The organism is Pseudomonas sp. rhizo25 (assembly GCF_031931935.1).
In the GTDB taxonomy this organism is placed as follows: domain Bacteria; phylum Pseudomonadota; class Gammaproteobacteria; order Pseudomonadales; family Pseudomonadaceae; genus Aquipseudomonas; species Aquipseudomonas synxantha.
The window spans coordinates 420,366-435,609 of record NZ_JAUJXA010000005.1 but is presented as its reverse complement, the minus strand read 5'-3'; the positions used below and the strand labels follow the sequence as shown (position 1 = coordinate 435,609).

At 53.6% G+C, this 15,244-nt stretch carries 25 protein-coding genes; 14 read left to right on the top strand and 11 right to left on the bottom strand.

Features of this window, described 5'->3' with window-relative positions:
- Positions 1–22: 22 nt before the first annotated feature.
- A complete protein-coding gene (locus QZR30_RS14450; RefSeq protein ID WP_311903489.1) occupies positions 23–448 on the bottom strand; it encodes a phage regulatory CII family protein in 426 nt (141 codons plus the stop codon).
- 80 nt (positions 449–528) lie between these two features.
- Entirely contained in the window at positions 529–768 is a 240-nt protein-coding gene (locus QZR30_RS14445; protein ID WP_311903487.1) for a hypothetical protein, read from the bottom strand.
- A gap of 83 nt (positions 769–851) precedes the next feature.
- On the opposite strand from QZR30_RS14445, the gene QZR30_RS14440 reads away from it, so the two are divergent.
- The 3 genes from QZR30_RS14440 (at position 852) to QZR30_RS14430 (ending at position 3,078) form a co-directional block, all read left to right on the top strand.
- On the top strand, positions 852–1,712 hold the full coding sequence (locus tag QZR30_RS14440; protein ID WP_442967554.1) for an XRE family transcriptional regulator: 861 nt from the start codon (positions 852–854) through the stop codon (positions 1,710–1,712).
- A 69-nt stretch (positions 1,713–1,781) separates the two neighbouring features.
- Complete coding sequence (locus tag QZR30_RS14435; protein ID WP_311903485.1) at positions 1,782–2,675, top strand: DUF6731 family protein; 894 nt, start codon at positions 1,782–1,784, stop codon at positions 2,673–2,675.
- Positions 2,641–3,078, top strand: a complete 438-nt coding sequence (locus tag QZR30_RS14430) for a hypothetical protein (RefSeq protein WP_311903484.1) — start codon at positions 2,641–2,643, stop codon at positions 3,076–3,078. The genes QZR30_RS14435 and QZR30_RS14430 overlap by 35 nt, the downstream gene beginning before the upstream one ends.
- Before the next feature lie 42 nt (positions 3,079–3,120).
- Here the strand turns inward: QZR30_RS14430 and QZR30_RS14425 are convergent, their stop codons facing one another.
- Positions 3,121–3,393, bottom strand: a complete 273-nt coding sequence (locus tag QZR30_RS14425) for a DUF1654 domain-containing protein (RefSeq protein ID WP_311903581.1) — start codon at positions 3,391–3,393, stop codon at positions 3,121–3,123.
- Positions 3,394–4,264: 871 nt separating this feature from the next.
- Between QZR30_RS14425 and QZR30_RS14420 the strand changes: the two genes are divergently transcribed.
- Genes QZR30_RS14420 through QZR30_RS14410 form a run of 3 tightly spaced genes read left to right on the top strand, consistent with a single transcriptional unit; the run spans position 4,265 to position 5,075 of the window.
- Entirely contained in the window at positions 4,265–4,687 is a 423-nt protein-coding gene (locus QZR30_RS14420) for a hypothetical protein (RefSeq protein WP_311903483.1), read from the top strand.
- Entirely contained in the window at positions 4,684–4,875 is a 192-nt protein-coding gene (locus QZR30_RS14415) for a hypothetical protein (RefSeq protein WP_311903481.1), read from the top strand. The genes QZR30_RS14420 and QZR30_RS14415 overlap by 4 nt, the downstream gene beginning before the upstream one ends.
- Positions 4,872–5,075: a hypothetical protein gene (locus QZR30_RS14410; RefSeq protein ID WP_128592145.1), complete on the top strand. Its 204-nt coding sequence runs from the start codon at positions 4,872–4,874 to the stop codon at positions 5,073–5,075. The genes QZR30_RS14415 and QZR30_RS14410 overlap by 4 nt, the downstream gene beginning before the upstream one ends.
- Here the strand turns inward: QZR30_RS14410 and ykgO are convergent, their stop codons facing one another.
- Positions 5,076–5,231 (bottom strand): type B 50S ribosomal protein L36, encoded by a 156-nt coding sequence (gene ykgO, locus QZR30_RS14405; RefSeq protein ID WP_019816741.1) that lies wholly within the window; start codon positions 5,229–5,231, stop codon positions 5,076–5,078. It lies immediately after the preceding gene.
- A gap of 135 nt (positions 5,232–5,366) precedes the next feature.
- Here ykgO and bet point away from each other — a divergent pair, with 135 nt between their 5' ends.
- The 5 genes from bet (at position 5,367) to QZR30_RS14380 (ending at position 8,936) form a co-directional block, all read left to right on the top strand.
- Positions 5,367–6,173 (top strand): phage recombination protein Bet, encoded by an 807-nt coding sequence (bet, locus tag QZR30_RS14400; RefSeq protein WP_034136248.1) that lies wholly within the window; start codon positions 5,367–5,369, stop codon positions 6,171–6,173.
- A complete protein-coding gene (locus QZR30_RS14395; protein ID WP_311903480.1) occupies positions 6,170–7,798 on the top strand; it encodes a YqaJ viral recombinase family protein in 1,629 nt (542 codons plus the stop codon). Before bet ends, QZR30_RS14395 begins: the two co-directional genes overlap by 4 nt.
- Positions 7,795–8,037, top strand: a complete 243-nt coding sequence (locus tag QZR30_RS14390; protein ID WP_311903479.1) for a hypothetical protein — start codon at positions 7,795–7,797, stop codon at positions 8,035–8,037. Before QZR30_RS14395 ends, QZR30_RS14390 begins: the two co-directional genes overlap by 4 nt.
- Positions 8,034–8,504, top strand: a complete 471-nt coding sequence (locus tag QZR30_RS14385; protein WP_311903478.1) for a hypothetical protein — start codon at positions 8,034–8,036, stop codon at positions 8,502–8,504. The genes QZR30_RS14390 and QZR30_RS14385 overlap by 4 nt, the downstream gene beginning before the upstream one ends.
- 69 nt (positions 8,505–8,573) lie before the next feature.
- Positions 8,574–8,936 (top strand): hypothetical protein, encoded by a 363-nt coding sequence (locus QZR30_RS14380; protein WP_311903477.1) that lies wholly within the window; start codon positions 8,574–8,576, stop codon positions 8,934–8,936.
- A 136-nt stretch (positions 8,937–9,072) separates the two neighbouring features.
- Here the strand turns inward: QZR30_RS14380 and QZR30_RS14375 are convergent, their stop codons facing one another.
- Positions 9,073–9,660: a DUF6338 family protein gene (locus QZR30_RS14375; RefSeq protein ID WP_311903475.1), complete on the bottom strand. Its 588-nt coding sequence runs from the start codon at positions 9,658–9,660 to the stop codon at positions 9,073–9,075.
- A 137-nt stretch (positions 9,661–9,797) separates the two neighbouring features.
- Here QZR30_RS14375 and yejK point away from each other — a divergent pair, with 137 nt between their 5' ends.
- Positions 9,798–10,805: a nucleoid-associated protein YejK gene (gene yejK, locus QZR30_RS14370; RefSeq protein WP_311903474.1), complete on the top strand. Its 1,008-nt coding sequence runs from the start codon at positions 9,798–9,800 to the stop codon at positions 10,803–10,805.
- Between the two features lie 111 nt (positions 10,806–10,916).
- Here yejK and QZR30_RS14365 read toward each other — a convergent pair whose 3' ends face one another.
- Positions 10,917–11,288, bottom strand: a complete 372-nt coding sequence (locus QZR30_RS14365; protein WP_311903473.1) for a hypothetical protein — start codon at positions 11,286–11,288, stop codon at positions 10,917–10,919.
- Between the two features lie 344 nt (positions 11,289–11,632).
- On the opposite strand from QZR30_RS14365, the gene QZR30_RS14360 reads away from it, so the two are divergent.
- Positions 11,633–12,031, top strand: coding sequence for a hypothetical protein (locus QZR30_RS14360; protein ID WP_311903472.1), 399 nt, complete (start codon positions 11,633–11,635; stop codon positions 12,029–12,031).
- 6 nt (positions 12,032–12,037) lie between these two features.
- Here the strand turns inward: QZR30_RS14360 and QZR30_RS14355 are convergent, their stop codons facing one another.
- From QZR30_RS14355 to QZR30_RS14340, 4 genes are all read right to left on the bottom strand, one after another.
- Positions 12,038–12,250, bottom strand: coding sequence for a hypothetical protein (locus QZR30_RS14355; protein ID WP_311903471.1), 213 nt, complete (start codon positions 12,248–12,250; stop codon positions 12,038–12,040).
- Between the two features lie 76 nt (positions 12,251–12,326).
- The gene (locus QZR30_RS14350; protein WP_059397966.1) at positions 12,327–12,509 is read right to left on the bottom strand and encodes a hypothetical protein; all 183 of its coding nucleotides are present in this window, start codon (positions 12,507–12,509) and stop codon (positions 12,327–12,329) included.
- A 418-nt stretch (positions 12,510–12,927) separates the two neighbouring features.
- Positions 12,928–13,797, bottom strand: coding sequence for a hypothetical protein (locus tag QZR30_RS14345; protein WP_311903469.1), 870 nt, complete (start codon positions 13,795–13,797; stop codon positions 12,928–12,930).
- A gap of 88 nt (positions 13,798–13,885) precedes the next feature.
- Positions 13,886–14,317 (bottom strand): hypothetical protein, encoded by a 432-nt coding sequence (locus tag QZR30_RS14340; protein ID WP_311903468.1) that lies wholly within the window; start codon positions 14,315–14,317, stop codon positions 13,886–13,888.
- A gap of 158 nt (positions 14,318–14,475) precedes the next feature.
- Here QZR30_RS14340 and QZR30_RS14335 point away from each other — a divergent pair, with 158 nt between their 5' ends.
- A complete protein-coding gene (locus QZR30_RS14335) occupies positions 14,476–14,859 on the top strand; it encodes a hypothetical protein (RefSeq protein ID WP_311903467.1) in 384 nt (127 codons plus the stop codon).
- Between the two features lie 55 nt (positions 14,860–14,914).
- On the opposite strand, the gene QZR30_RS14330 is transcribed toward QZR30_RS14335, so the two are convergent.
- Positions 14,915–15,217, bottom strand: coding sequence for a hypothetical protein (locus tag QZR30_RS14330; RefSeq protein ID WP_311903466.1), 303 nt, complete (start codon positions 15,215–15,217; stop codon positions 14,915–14,917).
- Between the last annotated feature and the right edge of the window lie 27 nt (positions 15,218–15,244).

Here is a 15,244-nt window from a genome sequence, read left to right as displayed (position 1 = left end):
CGCGCATGCGCGGAAATTATGGTTAGGCGGCTTTCACCGATTGCTTGAAGACTTCAAGGCTGACGATCACCTCCTCAGCCTCCTTGAGCAGTTCCGATTTCTCGCGTGAACAGACGCGACCATCGGCCTGGGCGTCGAACGCAAGGCGGGTCACGTCAGCGAGGTCGGCGTGCAAACGCAGAAGCGCGGAGTTGAGGTTGATACCCTCGGGCATGTCCTTCGACACCAGGTCAAAGCCAAACACCTCGGCCCAGGCCTTTAATGGCCGGAAGTCCTGCGTGAACTTCATAATCCGGTGCAGCTCCTCCACATTCATGCGGTGGGTCTCGTAGTGCGGGTTCGCCTTTTGGGAAACCAGCGTGCGACTGGTGAAGTCCGCACCCTCTGCAATCCGCCCTGCCCCATGGTCGTCAACCACGTCATAGATCGCCTTCATCAATTCCTGCATGTAACACCTCGAAATTCTTTACGTAGCGCCCCGCACGTGCAGAGGCGATCATCTGGTAAATGGAACGGCGGACAGGAATGTCAGGCGACTGCCTTCTTCGGATGGGCCTCGGAAAGAAGCCAAGCAGGCTTGAATGGCTTGCCATTAGCAGAAGCCAAAGCCGCGATCCTTTCTGCGTACCGCGTCTCTCCGGTGTACTCGGTGCGGGGCAGGCAATCGGCGGAAAGCCACTTGTAAACGGCCCGCGGGGTCTTGCCGCATGCCAGGGCAACCACCGGAACGCCGCCGGCATCATCAATTGATTTCTTAAGCGGGCTCATGTGGCCTCCAGGCGATATATGAACTTGCAGTACATATTATGTCGGAACTGAAAGTACATGCAAGGCCGTGCGATATTGAACCTATGGTTCAAATCGAAGAGATACGCGCAGCGTTCGCCTTTCGCCTCAAACAATCGGTAGCCGCAAAAGGCATCGACCAATGGGGTGCGGGCGCTCGGCTGTCTGAAATAGCCAAGGTCACCCCTAAGGCAGCGAGCAAATGGCTGAACGGCGAGGCAATGCCGGGTCCAGCGAAAATGCAGGCAATCGCTGAGGCGCTCGATGTAAAAATTGAGTGGCTACAGCATGGATCAGGTGAAGAGCCGGGCCATTCCAGCTTACGCAAGGCCAACGTCCCAGCGAGCGCAGATACTCTATCTGCCGCCGATCTGGTTCGTGACATGCTTGAAAAGCACGGAAAGGGTCTGCCTAAGGACGTACGCCGGCGCATTGCGTCAGCGGCGAATGAGCCAGCAAGCAACGTCATTACCGTCGACTTCTCGCGCCCCGGACAGGTCGGTGATGAGGTATGGATTGCCCACTACGACGTGCGCGCAGCCATGGGCGGTGGGCAGATCCCGCACGAATACCCGGAAATGCTCCAGGACATACGGGTCAGCCCAAAACACCTGCGCGAGATGGGAGTCACGTTCAAAGAACACTTCCACCTCAAGATGATCACCGGGTGGGGCCAATCGATGGCGCCGACGATCAAGGACCGCGATCCGCTGCTGGTGGACATCACGATCAGGGAATTCACCGGAGACGGTATCTACCTTTTCTCCCACGACGACATGCTTTACGTGAAGCGCCTACAGAAGAAAGGCAAGGATCGTTTCAAGATGATCTCGGACAACAAGCATCACGATATAGAAGAGATTCGTGTGGATGACACCCACATCCTCGCTCGCGTGCTTTACGTGTGGAATGGACAGCCGGTTTAGCGATTGACCTGCACTTACGAATACTAGAATTAATCGATATCAACCCTCTGTGCTTACAAGGAATTTGCAGTGAAGCCGGAAAAGAGACGAAACTACTATTTTGACTTTTACTCACTAAGATGCGAGCAAAATGATCTCTTTACCATGACTGCTGGCGAGGCTTTTGAGCGGATCGCTGGCGGAGAGTTTCTATCAAGTTACTCTAGCTACGGATGCACGAGAGAGGTTTTCGGACTAAAATACAGGCCTGAAACTGACTCATATGCGGGGCAGATTAGAAAAATACGGAAGGCTGATTTGCCCGAGGTAGGCGTTCCTGGGCGAGACAGCAAGAAACTTGAGTTAGAGCTTGATGAAGGTGTGATAGAAAAGAACTTCTTCGTGTATTACTGTAAAAACTCTCTTCTTATCCTCCATAGGAATGACGACGGTAACACTGGAGCCCATTTAGCCCAATTACTATCGTCATCGGCCGGAGTATTGTTTTTTTCTTCTCCGATAATTCAGGCCGATCAAGTGGAAAGGCTTCTAAACAACAAATTAACCATAAAGAAATTCTCGGTAAAAATACCACGGCCCACCAATCCAAGTTTATACCCTCAAGATAGCTTCAGCGCCAAAACAATCGAGCTCCTCAATCAATCCGGTGCCGACAGCCTGGATATAACTTTCACGATCGACCAGAAGATCGAGACTAGCGCCGGAAAGCTTTCTGGCACGCTTCAGAGTGCTATAGGTCAGTTGCTATCAATGGGGGCTACTAAGGCCAAGTTGGATACCGACGAAAATGGTAAGATTCATCCTATAGATTTAATCGCAAATAGAATATACTCAATTCAACATGCAAATACGAACTCATACTTCCCACCTAGCGAAAGTATGTATAAGCTTGCAGACAAAGCGAAAAATGAGCAGAGAGAGCCACTTGATGACTATTTCGGCAAAACTGCAAGAATTATTTAAACTAGCTATCGCGCTGACTATTACATTGCTTTTCAGGCATTATAATTTCACATTTACCGCTAGCGACCTCACAACATTTGGCACTGCTGTCGCAGGTAGTGCCGGGACAATACTCGGGTTTGTGATAACTGCTATAGCTCTTATGGCATCTGTTATGGATCGTGACCTATTAAAAAACCTTCGAGCTACAGGCGGATATAAAAAGCTTATTAGTGGCAGTTTCGTTTGCGCAGCCTTGCATCTCTTGCTTCTTTCCATAGCCTTGAGTTTATTACTTCCTTGGTCTGGCGATAAAAAGACAATAATACTCGCGGTCGTTTTTGTCGGCAGCCTGTGTGCAGTAAATCTAGCGACAACCGGTCTTGGATTCTACCGCGTCATTATGTCTATAAGTAGAAGCTAGAGATTTTATAGCCCGGCCAGGTGCCGGGCTTTTTATTGCCTGTCAGAAAGGCGCTAGCTCCTCTTCCTGCTCGAATTCAGCCTCTCCCCTGCCCGTCACCTCCGCTTCTTGCTGCTCCCACCTCACCGTCACGCTGCCGTCGTCATTGTGCGACAACTCAAGCTCGTCTGTTTCAGCGATGACGCTCAGAACCTCTTTCCACTCCCGATCCCCGTCCGTGTCCAGTCGATGAATAGTCACCCAGCGCTGCGCCTGCGCGACGGGGTGACTGATCATCGATGAGACGCGCAACCCCAGCCGCTCAATGCCGCTCATTTCCTGTCGTGCTGCCGGTACCGCCTGCTCATTAGCCACGAAATTTCCTCCCAGTTAAAAGCTGTATATCCATACAGTTGAAGTGCCAGCATAACGAACCGTTGGTTCGTCGTAAATCCTATTTCTTCCAGCGCTTTTCCCACCCTCAAAAGTGAACCATACGAAATATGTACTTTTGGTACTTGACCAAATATGAACCGTTAGTTCATATTTAACCCATCGCAGCGACACACAGCCACTGCGAAGGGCCTCACAGCCCGCCGCTCTTTAGTCGCTCAGCTTCACCCTTGCCGGATCACCACCGGCCCAGATTCAAAGGCAGCGATGAACCGGCCTAAACGGTTCAGAGGGTAGGCAACTGACCCGGGCGCGCAGCGTAAAGCGCCAAGAACAGTTATCCAGCGGGAGAACAAGCCGAAAGGCCCGCGGCTGGAAGAACAATTTGGAATGGGCCAGTGACCGACGCCAGTAGCGGGCCACGGCCAGCACCACACGATTTAAATTAGCGGTCCCGATAGCCTCGGCTGGGAACGCCGGACCTCATGCACCCTGCCCCACTCAATCAGGGCATTCAGAGCTGTAGCGTGCATGTTGTAAGGACCTGTGATCCACGGCGAACAGATGCTGTTTGACGCTGTGAGTAGGAAGCTCGAAGCCCACACCGAAGACGACCGGCCAGCCCTGCAATCAGCAGCGGGCAACTAGCCAACACCGCTGACGCAACAAACCCGGGCCGTCGCCAGTAGCGGGCCTGGGCCCCCTTTCCGCACCTTTATTACGTCAGCACTCCTCCCCCGCGCCCATCGGCAACCAGCGGGACGCATGAGTGTTGACGAATACAGGTGAACAACCCGCCACTTTGGAGGCGACTATGTCAGCACTACGCAAGACTCAGTTTGAGCACGACGAACAACTACCGCCTCCGGTGAGCGAAGCCTCTCAGCAATTGGCTCGCAGCGAATGGCTGTATAACGCAGCTGAAGAGCTGGCCAGAGGTTGCAGCGTGATGTTCAAGCGCCACTTGCACCCCCAGCAAGGCGTCACGGCCTACCAGTTCGCACTGGCTGTCGATGAGTACGCCAACAACCTACTTGCCGACTGCGGCGTCGACACTCCGGCCCTGGGCTACTTACTGATCGCAGGGATGGCGGGTTCGAGGGTGAAATCGGAAGCACTGGAGCTGCTTGGCCGGAGTGACCACCAACTTGGGAAGCTCGGCGAGATTGCCGAACGCCTACTTCAGCCTTTGGTTGATGACGCTCTTTTCGCCCAGGCCGAGGACAACGAACTGTGAGCCCCTACGTTGAGATCGATAAAGCATTGTTTGCGCTTGAAGATCCAGATAAGCCCGAGCTCGAAGAGATCCTAGCCGAGGGTTTGATCGTCAAACACTTTACTTCGGGCGCCATCAACGCAGAAGAATTCCACTGGTATAGCGCCCGTCTACTGGATGTCAGCAGGCGGCGTAAGGAGATTCAATGAGTACTGCACCGGTTAAATCCCTGATCGACGAGCAGCTCGAAGACATCAGCGCTCACAACCTGCGCGAGGCCTACAGCCTTGCCGAACGGCGCGGCTTCTTCGGCGCACCGGTTGAGCAATACGCAGAACCTGGCTATGGCGGTCGAGTGCTCCAGGTCCTACGATACCGTGTTCAGCAGCAAGATCAACAACAGTGCTGATCAGCCTTTGCCCTTGTTCTTGTTTTTCGCACTGCCCTGCCGCGCTTTGAATTTTGGATTGGATTTACAGATCACGTAGATCCGGCCGCGGCGCATAACGATCTGGCAGTCACGGTGACGGTTTTTAGCTTCTTTGAGCGATGACAGCACTTTCATAGGTGAGGCTCCTTGCGTTGAGTTGAAATGTTATTACGTATCTTAGATACAAATAAGAACGTTTATCAACTCTTATTTCCCCTTCCCCTTTTATCGCTGCGAGCATCGCGGCAAGGATTCCCCATGTCCGCAGTAATGAAGCAGGACGACAACACACCTGCAATGTCGGAGGCCGCGCTCGTTGAAGTGCTGAGCAGCAGCCTCTATCCCGGTGCCGAAAAGAACTCGGTTGTGATGGTCCTGGCCTACTGCCAGGCCGCACACCTGGACCCGATGTTGAAGCCGGTGCACATCGTTCCGATCTGGAACTCCAAGACGAAAAAGATGCAGGACACGGTGATGCCCGGCATCGGCCTTTACCGCATCCAGGCGGCGCGCACCGGCCAGTACGCCGGAATCAGCGAGCCGGAATACGGCCCGCCAGTAACTGCGAAGCTGAGCGGCGTAGAGGTCACTTATCCCGAATGGTGCCGCGTGACCGTCAAGCGGCAGATGAGCAACGGCTTGGTTGCCGAATACACGGCCAATGAGCGCTGGCTTGAAAACTACGCAACATCAAGCAAGGACACCGCGGCGCCCAACGCCATGTGGAAGCGTCGAGCATTTGCCCAGCTCGCCAAATGCGCCGAGGCCCAGGCTCTGCGCAAAGCATTCCCCGAAGTCGGATCTGCGCCAACGGCTGACGAGATGGAAGGAAAGACATTCGAGGAAGCCGCCAAAGACGTTTCGCCGGCGCGGCAGCCCCCACCGGAACCGGACGCCAAGCCTGCCTATCCCGACGAGCTGCTGGCTGAAAACATCGAGAAGTGGCAGCCACTGATCGACGCCGGTCGCACTAGTCCAGAACACATTATTTCCAACGTCATCAGCAAGTACTCGTTGCGCGATGACCAGATCGAAACCATCACCAACCTCAAAGCCCTCGATGGAGACGCAGCATGAAAATTCACAACGTAGCTCAAGGCTCTGCCGAGTGGCTTGCCCTCCGCGCCAAGTTCCGCACCGCCTCCGAAGCTCCGGCAATGATGGGCGCCTCTAAGTATCAATCCCGCACCGACCTGCTGATCGCCAAGAAGACCGGCATCACAACGGACGTCACCCCCTCTCAGCAGTTTATCTTCGACAAGGGCCACGCGACTGAAGCCCTGGCCCGCCCGCTGACTGAAGCATTGATCGGCGAAGAGCTGTATCCAATCGTTGCCACTGAGGGCAACCTGCTGGCCTCCATGGACGGCGCCACAATGCTCGGCGAGACACTGTTCGAGCACAAGCTGTGGAATGAGTCAGTCGTGGCCCAGGTGAAGGCTGGCGACCTGGCTCCGCACTACTACTGGCAGCTTGAGCAGCAACTGCTGGTGAGCGGCGCTGAGAGGGTCATCTTTGTTTGCTCGGACGGCACACCGGAGAACTTCGTGCACATGGAGTACCGACCCGTCGCCGGGCGCGCGGCCCAGTTGATCGAAGGCTGGAAACAGTTCGAGGCAGACCTGGCCAACTTCGAGATGGCCGACGCGCCTTCAATTGTCGTCGGCAAGACACCTGATGAATTGCCAGCCCTGCGTATCGAGCTGACCGGCATGGTTACCGCCAGCAACCTGAAGGTGTTTGAAGAGTCGGCCCTGGCGGTCATCGACTCGGTGAAAACCACACTCTCCACCGACCAGGACTTCGCCGACGCCAAGAAGGCGGTCAAGTGGTGTGGCGATGTCGAGGAGGCTGTCGCTGTCGCCAAGAAACAGGCCCTGTCGCAAACTCAAAGCATAGACGAGCTGTTTTCATCGCTGGATCGCATCAGTGCCCATGCTCGCGAGACTCGCCTGAAAGTCGACAAGCTGGTGAAGGCTCAAGAGCTGCTGGTGAAGACCAGCATCAAGCAGAAAGCCGAGCTCGCCCTGGCGAGTCACATCGCGGCAATCAACAAGACGCTTGGCAAAGTCACGCTGCCTCATGTCGTTTCGGATTTCGCCGGCGCAATGAAGAACAAGCGCACCATCGCCAGCCTCCAGGACGCAGTAGATACCGAGCTGGCACGGGCGAAGATCGATGCAAGTCAGGCCGCCGATGGCATCCGCTTGAACCTGACCAGTCTGGCAGAGCTCGCCGTTGATCATGCCTTTCTGTTCAGCGACGTGCAGCAGTTGGTGACAAAAGCAAATGACGATCTGGTGACCCTGATCAAATTCCGGATCGCCGAGCACCAGAAAGCCGAAGAAGAGAAAGCCACGCAAAAGCGTCTTGCTGAAGAGAAGGAGGCTGAGCGCCTGGCGGCTATCAAGTCGGAGCCGGTTGTAGAGAACGTGGCAACACAAGAGCCCCTCCGCACAGCACCGGTCCAGGCGGCAAAACTAGTCACCCAGGCCGCAAAGCCAGTAACGAGCAGCGCGGCGGAGCAGGCAACGCTGCAGGCCAACGTGACGGACTTTGAGGCCCTGGTGAAAGCCGTAGCGTATGGTCAGGCGCCGATCACCGTCCTCCTGGTCAACTGGGAAGCGCTCGACGCGATGGTCGCCGCACAGGGATCAACCTTCAGCATGGCCGGGGTGACGCTGGCCAAGGTCGCAGCATGATCAGCAACCTCAGATCAGATATCGAGTTCCGGCGCGAGAAAGCGCTAGAGCTTTCCAGTCAGGTCCGTCGGCACCTGGCAGCCGGCGGGATACTCACCATCGGCGATAGTCCGCCGATCAATCCAGACCCGGCGAAGCGTTCGGAATTCATCGACCTGACAACCATCCTGAAGCGCCGCAAGCCGCTCATAACCAGGGCGGAGCGTAACGCACTGCGCAAACTCGCGGAGGCGCTATGAGCAAGCGTAAGCCCCACAACCTTCAGGCACGCATCGCCCGGTCGTGCCGCTCGCTGCTGGCATCCAATCACGTCGCTGTGGTGAATATCGACCCCAGCGGGCGCCAAGGCATGATCAATTACAAATCGCTGAAGAACATCCCTCCCGGGAAGATCGGCCAGGCCGTCTGCGGCGTTCCCCACCGGTGGACGATCTACCTCAGCGCGCTTTGCATCGACGCCCGAGGCGACCGCTACAGCAAGTCGGTGGAGATTGCGCCCGAGGGCAACTACCTCTCCGACCACCTGGAAGACGTGATCGAGCATTGCTACAAGAAACTGCGCGACGAGGCCAATCAGAGCCAGATGGTGGCCTCGGGCTGGATCGCCATTCCCGAAGCTATATCGCTGGACGAGGCGCACGCCGCGCGGATTTTTGAAGCGGTCGGCGCCTGGAGCCAGATGAATGTCGATTCATGCGCCGCATAGCCCGGACCCAGCAGCGGAAACGTCAAACCTGGCTGGCAATGCCGGCCAGCGGAATAGATGAGGTAGGCCATGGCCAAATCAGTACAGGAACGGTCGGCCAAGGCAGCGCAGAAGCGTCTGGCGGTCGCCGAGAAGGAATTGAGACACAAGGTGCGACCTGGCATTGAGCAAGCAATGGAGCGTATCCGCCTGCGTGGCAAGGTGCCGATCATCAGCGAAGTACTGCAGATCGCCATCATGAAGATGGACTTGATGGCCGATGACGAACTGATCGAGTTCTTGCGTTATCCGCGCCACGAAATCCTGATTAGTGAAAACGTGGCGCGGCAGTTTTATTGCATGAGCGTTAACGAGTTACGTAAAGACCGGGGTGACGAGATTATCGCTCCTTCGGAGGGGACGGAACATTCGCAGGGCTGTCGCCAGTACTAGTAGGTTGATACCCTCCAGTAGCAGGCGCTGTATCCGGCTTTTCTAAAATTGGCTGATACCCACGGTCAATTCTGTCACTTGGCTTAGGTTGATATCCATTATTAGTTAGTTCTTTATCAGACATGATGCCACCTTATTAATAGTGGAAGAATTCCACATATGAAATTTCAGACGCCATAATTAGCACGCCTGCACTTTGCTTTACCGCTCTATCAAGCAGTCCTGCATCAGATACTAGCCAAGACTCTTCCAAATAAATCTGCTCATCTGCTGGAAAACTCGAAGCAAAAGATTTCCCTGAGTATCTTCCTCCTACTTTGTTTCCATTTTTTAGATAGACAACAATCCAAAAGGGCTTCGCTTGCTTAAAAACGAAATCCCAAGGCTTTGGCGTCGGATGCGGCGCGGTACCTTTAAACCTTTCGTGCGTGCGAAGCCACTTCCAAGCCAGAACCAGAAAAAAAGGGGAAACAAACAAAACAAAAACGTAGAACACATAGTAGAGCGAAGGGTGTATTTGCCTAAAGCCAGCACCCTCTACATAAACTATCGCCCAGAAGAGCAAAGCATAATTTATACAGCTATATGCGACCGCATCTATAAGTTGGTCAGATGCATTTCTGATTGTCCCCGGAAATATCAATTGATAAAACTTGATACTTAAAAATCCAGGAATAACAAAAGCGATAAACAGAATAAGCTTGTCAGCTTGCCAGATGTCCAAAACAACCCTCCTTGATTTTTAACTGGTGTGAACTCGACATTAGCAGTCAAAGCTGAGGGGCACAATCAAAACGCCACCACCACTGCCGCTACTTCCTGAACATGAACGGATAGCGGCGCCTACCCGAGGTTCACTAAATGCCCGTACGCCACAGTGCAATCCACAAAATCGACAAGAAGCCCGACGGCAACCCGGCAATGTTGTATCTGGCCTCAACTGAGCAGGTTGAAAGCCAGGCCCGGGATGGACTGATGCATCAATTCAACGAAAACTACAACGCCACCGCCGGCAAGGCCTGGGGGTTCTTTCACGCCGAGTCGGGCGCCTATCCGCTGAGCAGCTGGCTAAGCGAATACCTGGCCGGCGGCTCCACCTTCTTGGAGTTCAGCACCACCGCGGTGGAACACCTGACCAAGCTGATGGAAGAATCGAACCTTTCCACCGGTGGGCACGCGCTCTTCTGCCATTACCAGCAAGGTATGACCGATTACCTGGTCATAGCACTGGTGCAGGAAACAGAAGCGGTGACCATGACCGAAGAACTCCACCTGATGACAGTGAAGCGCCTGGACCTGGACCACATCCGCCTGGCTGCCCGGATCAATATAAGCGAATGGCAGAATAACCCACGTTCCCTGCAATACATCTCCCACCTCAAGGGCAAGCAGGGCCGCAAGTTCAACGAGTACTTTCGCGATTTCATCGGCTGCCAGGAAGGAATCGACGGCCCGGGCGAAACCCGCACGCTGTTGAAGGCCTTCAGCGACTTTGTTGAGAGCGAGGACATGGTCGATGAGGCGGCCCGTGAGAAGACGGCCACACTGGTCAACTATTCAATGGCCCAGGCCAAAATCGGGGAGCCGATCAAGCTCGACGAGCTGTCGGGCCTGATCGACGAAGACCGGCCGAAAAACTTCTATGACTTCATCAAGGCGAAAGACTACGGCCTTTCTGAGGCCCTGCCGCCGGACAAGAAGACACTGAACAAATTCCGGCGATTCACCGGGCGCGCTGCGGGCATGTCGATCAGCTTCGAGGCGCACCTGCTGGGCGACAAGATCGAGTTCGACGAAGCCGGTGGAACGTTGAAGCTGCGCAACCTGCCGACGCAGCTCACCGATCAACTAATACGTGCAGTTGCCTGATTAGAGTTGCCCGCGCCACGAAATCGTGATTAGCGAAAACGTGGCGCGAGCCTTTCATAACGAAGTTATGCTCTAAAACAGAGAAGCTTGAAGCAGAAATTGTTTTTTAGATCAGCCGAAATGAGTTTTAAGAACGGTCCCGTACCCCCAAATCAACGTTCCTGCCAGTGTAAGCAGAAAAGCGACCACTTTTAAGACCTTGAAACTGAATTCAAACATACTAAACATGTGAACATTTGCGAGATCTGCGACCTTTCCTGCTGGTAACAACCGTTGCACGCCTTCATCCAAAAGGTTGATGGCTAAAAGTCCAAAGATCGTGGTAATTGCGCCTGACCTCTCAAACCATTGTGATAATGAGTCGCTATCTGGCTTGAGCCAAAGGAACTTTTCGTAATAGTTGGGCGCGAGAGCTGCAATAACTATTAGAACGACTGCTAGCCCAATGTAAACCACAGGCATTGGTTGATTTTTTTTAAACAATGGAAGGCTCCTTTTTCCTCCGGCTCCATGCCGGTCACCCGTAATACCCCAACCCAAACCAAATTGCCACCACCGGCCAACGGAGGGCGGCGCCTGACTGGAGATAATCCATGGACGACCAGTTCTACCTGCAAGACAGCCGCAGCCACGCCTACGTCGGCGATGGGTTGTAGTTCTGGGGCTTTGGCGGCTCCGGATATGTCACCGACTTGGCAAAGGCCCAGGTGTTCACCCGTTAAGGCGCTTGCGATCACCGTGACACAGACATACCGTGGCCCAAGGCCTACGTCGATGCTCGATCGCGTGTTGGTGTCGACTGCCAGTATTTGACGTTGAGCGAAGCAATGGACCAGCACCCAGAAGCAGCCGAGTACTACATCCAGAAGCCGCAGACCTGGAACGGCAACAACCTGATTTGGCTTTGTGAGGACGGCGTATTCACCAGCGATCTGTCTAAGGCAGTCGCAGTGCCGAGGGCTCACACCATCACCTGGATAGGCAAGCTTGGCTCAACAGGCGCCATAGTGTGGCCCAAGCCATACATCGATAAGTTCGCCCGAAGGCTGGTTGAGCGAGACGACGTGAACATCAAGGAGGCCTTGCGTGGCACTGGCATAAAACTGGCCAAGCCGCAAAAGCCGCGAATGATGATGTTTAACTGCGATGGTTGCGGTCGGTTCATAAGCGACGCGCAGCGCTACCGGGAAGACTGCCGGAACTGCGGAACAAGCAACACGCCTTGAGGAGCATCAACGTGAACGCTTGGCGCTGCCCTGCTGCGCGAATTGTTCAAACTCGGCGAACATGATAACCGCCGTGAACTGCAACTCCCCGTACTGAGCGGCTATCTCGTCAGTCTGGAACGGCCAGTATTTCTCGTAGAAATCTTCCGCTGCTGCCTCAGCTTCGTCCTTTGCGATTTGAAGCTCGAGAAGGCCTGCTTCGTAGTTGTCATCACGCATACATACCTCCTTGATTTGGCTCCATGCCGGTAACACGTAATACTTCATACCAACCAGCTGTGCCGTTCGATAACTATCAAGCCGGTAGCCACGAGTACTCGTCCACCTCCTGGTTATAGCTGGCAAGATCAATTATTTCCCGCAAGCAGATCAGGACTTCAAGCTTTTGCATGTCGTCTGGAATCCCTATCCGCCTCAGCATCGCACGCGCGTCCTCTTCGATTGCTGCGAGTGCATCAATATCGCTTTGCAGTCTCATATAGGCCTCCTGCCTGGATGAGTTATTCAAATACCAATACTCCTAAAATCAACATCAAGCCAGCCGACGAGGTTCCCATATGTCCGATATCACATACGGTTCTGTGTGCAGCGGCATCAAGGCTGCGACACAAGCGTGCACCCGCTGGGCGTGCGCACCGCCTGGTTCGCCGAGATCGAGCCGTTCCCCTCGGCGGTTGTTGCCCAACACAAACGAGGACACGACCATTCTGGCAGCTAATGTACGAGCAGACGCAGTCGAAGGCATTACAACAAGCATGGCAGCAAAGAACCTGGGCACTCACATCAAGCGTGTGGCGCTGATCGCCCAGGAGAACGGCTTCAAGTTTGCCGACACATAATTCTGATAATTTGCAGCTAGGTGATGACGCATAAAAGCACCGCCGCCATGCCCTGTGTTAGCTACCAACTTTCTGTATGACGAAATTCGAAGCGACATCTCTTAATAAGGCGTCACCGATTTCAGTAAGGGAACCGTCCGTCAAACAGAATGCCGTTTTCGAAACTTCAAATCGCTCTAAGAAAGTGCGCTGATCTTCGGGATATCGGTATGTACTTTTCCTACCTAAGCCTGTCACGCATCCCGCATTTAATAGCCCGCTACGAACGCATTCCTTGAAAGCTGCTTGGAGTTCATCGACGCTTAAATTTTTGATTTCCAGACGCCTAAGGTGGTATGCCGCATCCCTCATAATCTCCACTCTGCCTGGGGATGTATCATGCCTCCTAGCGACTTCGTCAATAACCTGTTCGGCAGTCTTACCGTCCACAGGCACGTCACGGAAATGCTCAATTCCAAATTCATCGCCGTTGCACTCTGCATGTGTCACGCATCGGATAAGCACTTCCAGCCAATTGTAATCAAGGACCATATTGCTTCCCGAGGCGACTAGCACGCCTTGAGATCCAGGCGATTCAGGCATGCCGACGGAAGGGGAAAAAATTACATCGTTGGGAAGCTCTCCTTCATGGACCAGGGCGCAGCGGTAATACTTATAAAGGATGTGCTCAATAAGGTGATCCTCGCCACGAAACGTAAACATTACACGGGAATTACCGACCCCGTCCCCTAGTCTGTGTCCCCAAAGGACGCTGGCAATTCTGCTCCCTAGAAACTGCTCAAAAGCATAGTTGTCGCGATGCGGGGGGTATGGAAAAACTTTCTTAGACGATGCGCCAATCGCGAGCATGACTAAAGAGAGGCACCCCTGATATCTCTTATTCTCAAACAAGAAAATCGCATCATCAATTTGCTGTTTTATATGCATTTCACGGCCCCTTGATCCGGCTCCCATGCCGGTCACTCGCAATAAATTTATATAAAAAACTAATCACTTTCTCCACGGGGACAAACATTCACCCAGCGGACAGCTTGTCTTTTATATCGAGATACTTTTGTGTTCTGCAATACCACAAAACAGTACCAGCAAATGAGACCGCTATCGATATAAGCTGTAACCAGCCGTATAGCCAAGATAATCTTTTAAGCTTGTCAAAATACCCTTTGACCAATTCCAGATTAGCATTGAGCTTAGCATTTACTAGTTTTGACTCATCAAATCTTGACTGTATCTTATCTCTAGCGGCCAACAAAAGCGGCATAGCTTGCGTCAGCTCTTTGATTGTTGGTGTTCCAGAGTTCAGATCTGAAATAAACTTTGAAAGACGCTGCGAATCTGTCTTAATCGCATCTAGAGTAGCTAAGAACTCAACTTGCTGCACAGTCAAAGTATCAATTTTCGATTCAAGATCATCTGATCGCTTGTTTAAATCAAAAAAGAAGAACACGAAACATATCATTCCTATAATCGAGAGAAACTTATATAAATTATCCGTAGGCGCCTGCATGACTTGTCCCTAAATAGCTTTCAAAATAGTCCTACCTAATACCTCATATCAACGAATCACGCCAGCCGGCGAGGCAGGCGCACGCTTGGAGATAACCCATGAGCACCTTTGCAGTGTTTGGAATGACCCTCGATGTCGCCAAGACCGAGGCCTGCAAGAAGACGGCTGGCACCAGGAAGAACGCCAAGGCGCCTGGCGGCGTCGAGCCAATCCCGGAAGTTGAATGGCTGGAACTGGTCGCCAAGCGCACCGAGAAGATTATGGGGGGGGGTACGGTCCGCCAGCTCTCACCGCTATTCGACGCACCACAGTACGCCGAACAGTTCATTGAGCTGGCCCGCAAAACGCTTAGGTGCCGCGATATGCACATCCGGGCCAAGGCCGTACTGGTGGGCGCCAAGGGCAAGCCGATCATCAACCCGAAAACGAAGGCGCCGAAGGTTGGGTTTTCGGAGTGGCCGCCGAAGCAGGAGGCGGCCTGAATCGCCGACTAACGATGCCGGCGTCCAGACTGCCTTACAGCTCAGAAGACGTTAATCAGTCATCCCTATTTTTGTCACATAACCCGCAATCCCATGCCGCATCGCTGAGCACAGATTGGATGGCGGCATTCATTTCATCTCTTGAGCTGAATACACCGCGAAACTCGCTATCGTAGAGACTGTTTCCCAATGCGAAAGCTTCACCATCACAGTCGTTGGTGAGAATTTCACCGTGGAATTCGCACTCTTTAATAGCTCCGGCACGCCGAGCTATGTTTTCCGCTGCAGCTCGCACAACTTCCTGATCATCCCGCATTTTTTGAACCTCATTTCCTATGAGGGAATAGAAATAACTCACTTCAGCATATAGCGCCAGCTGGCGAGG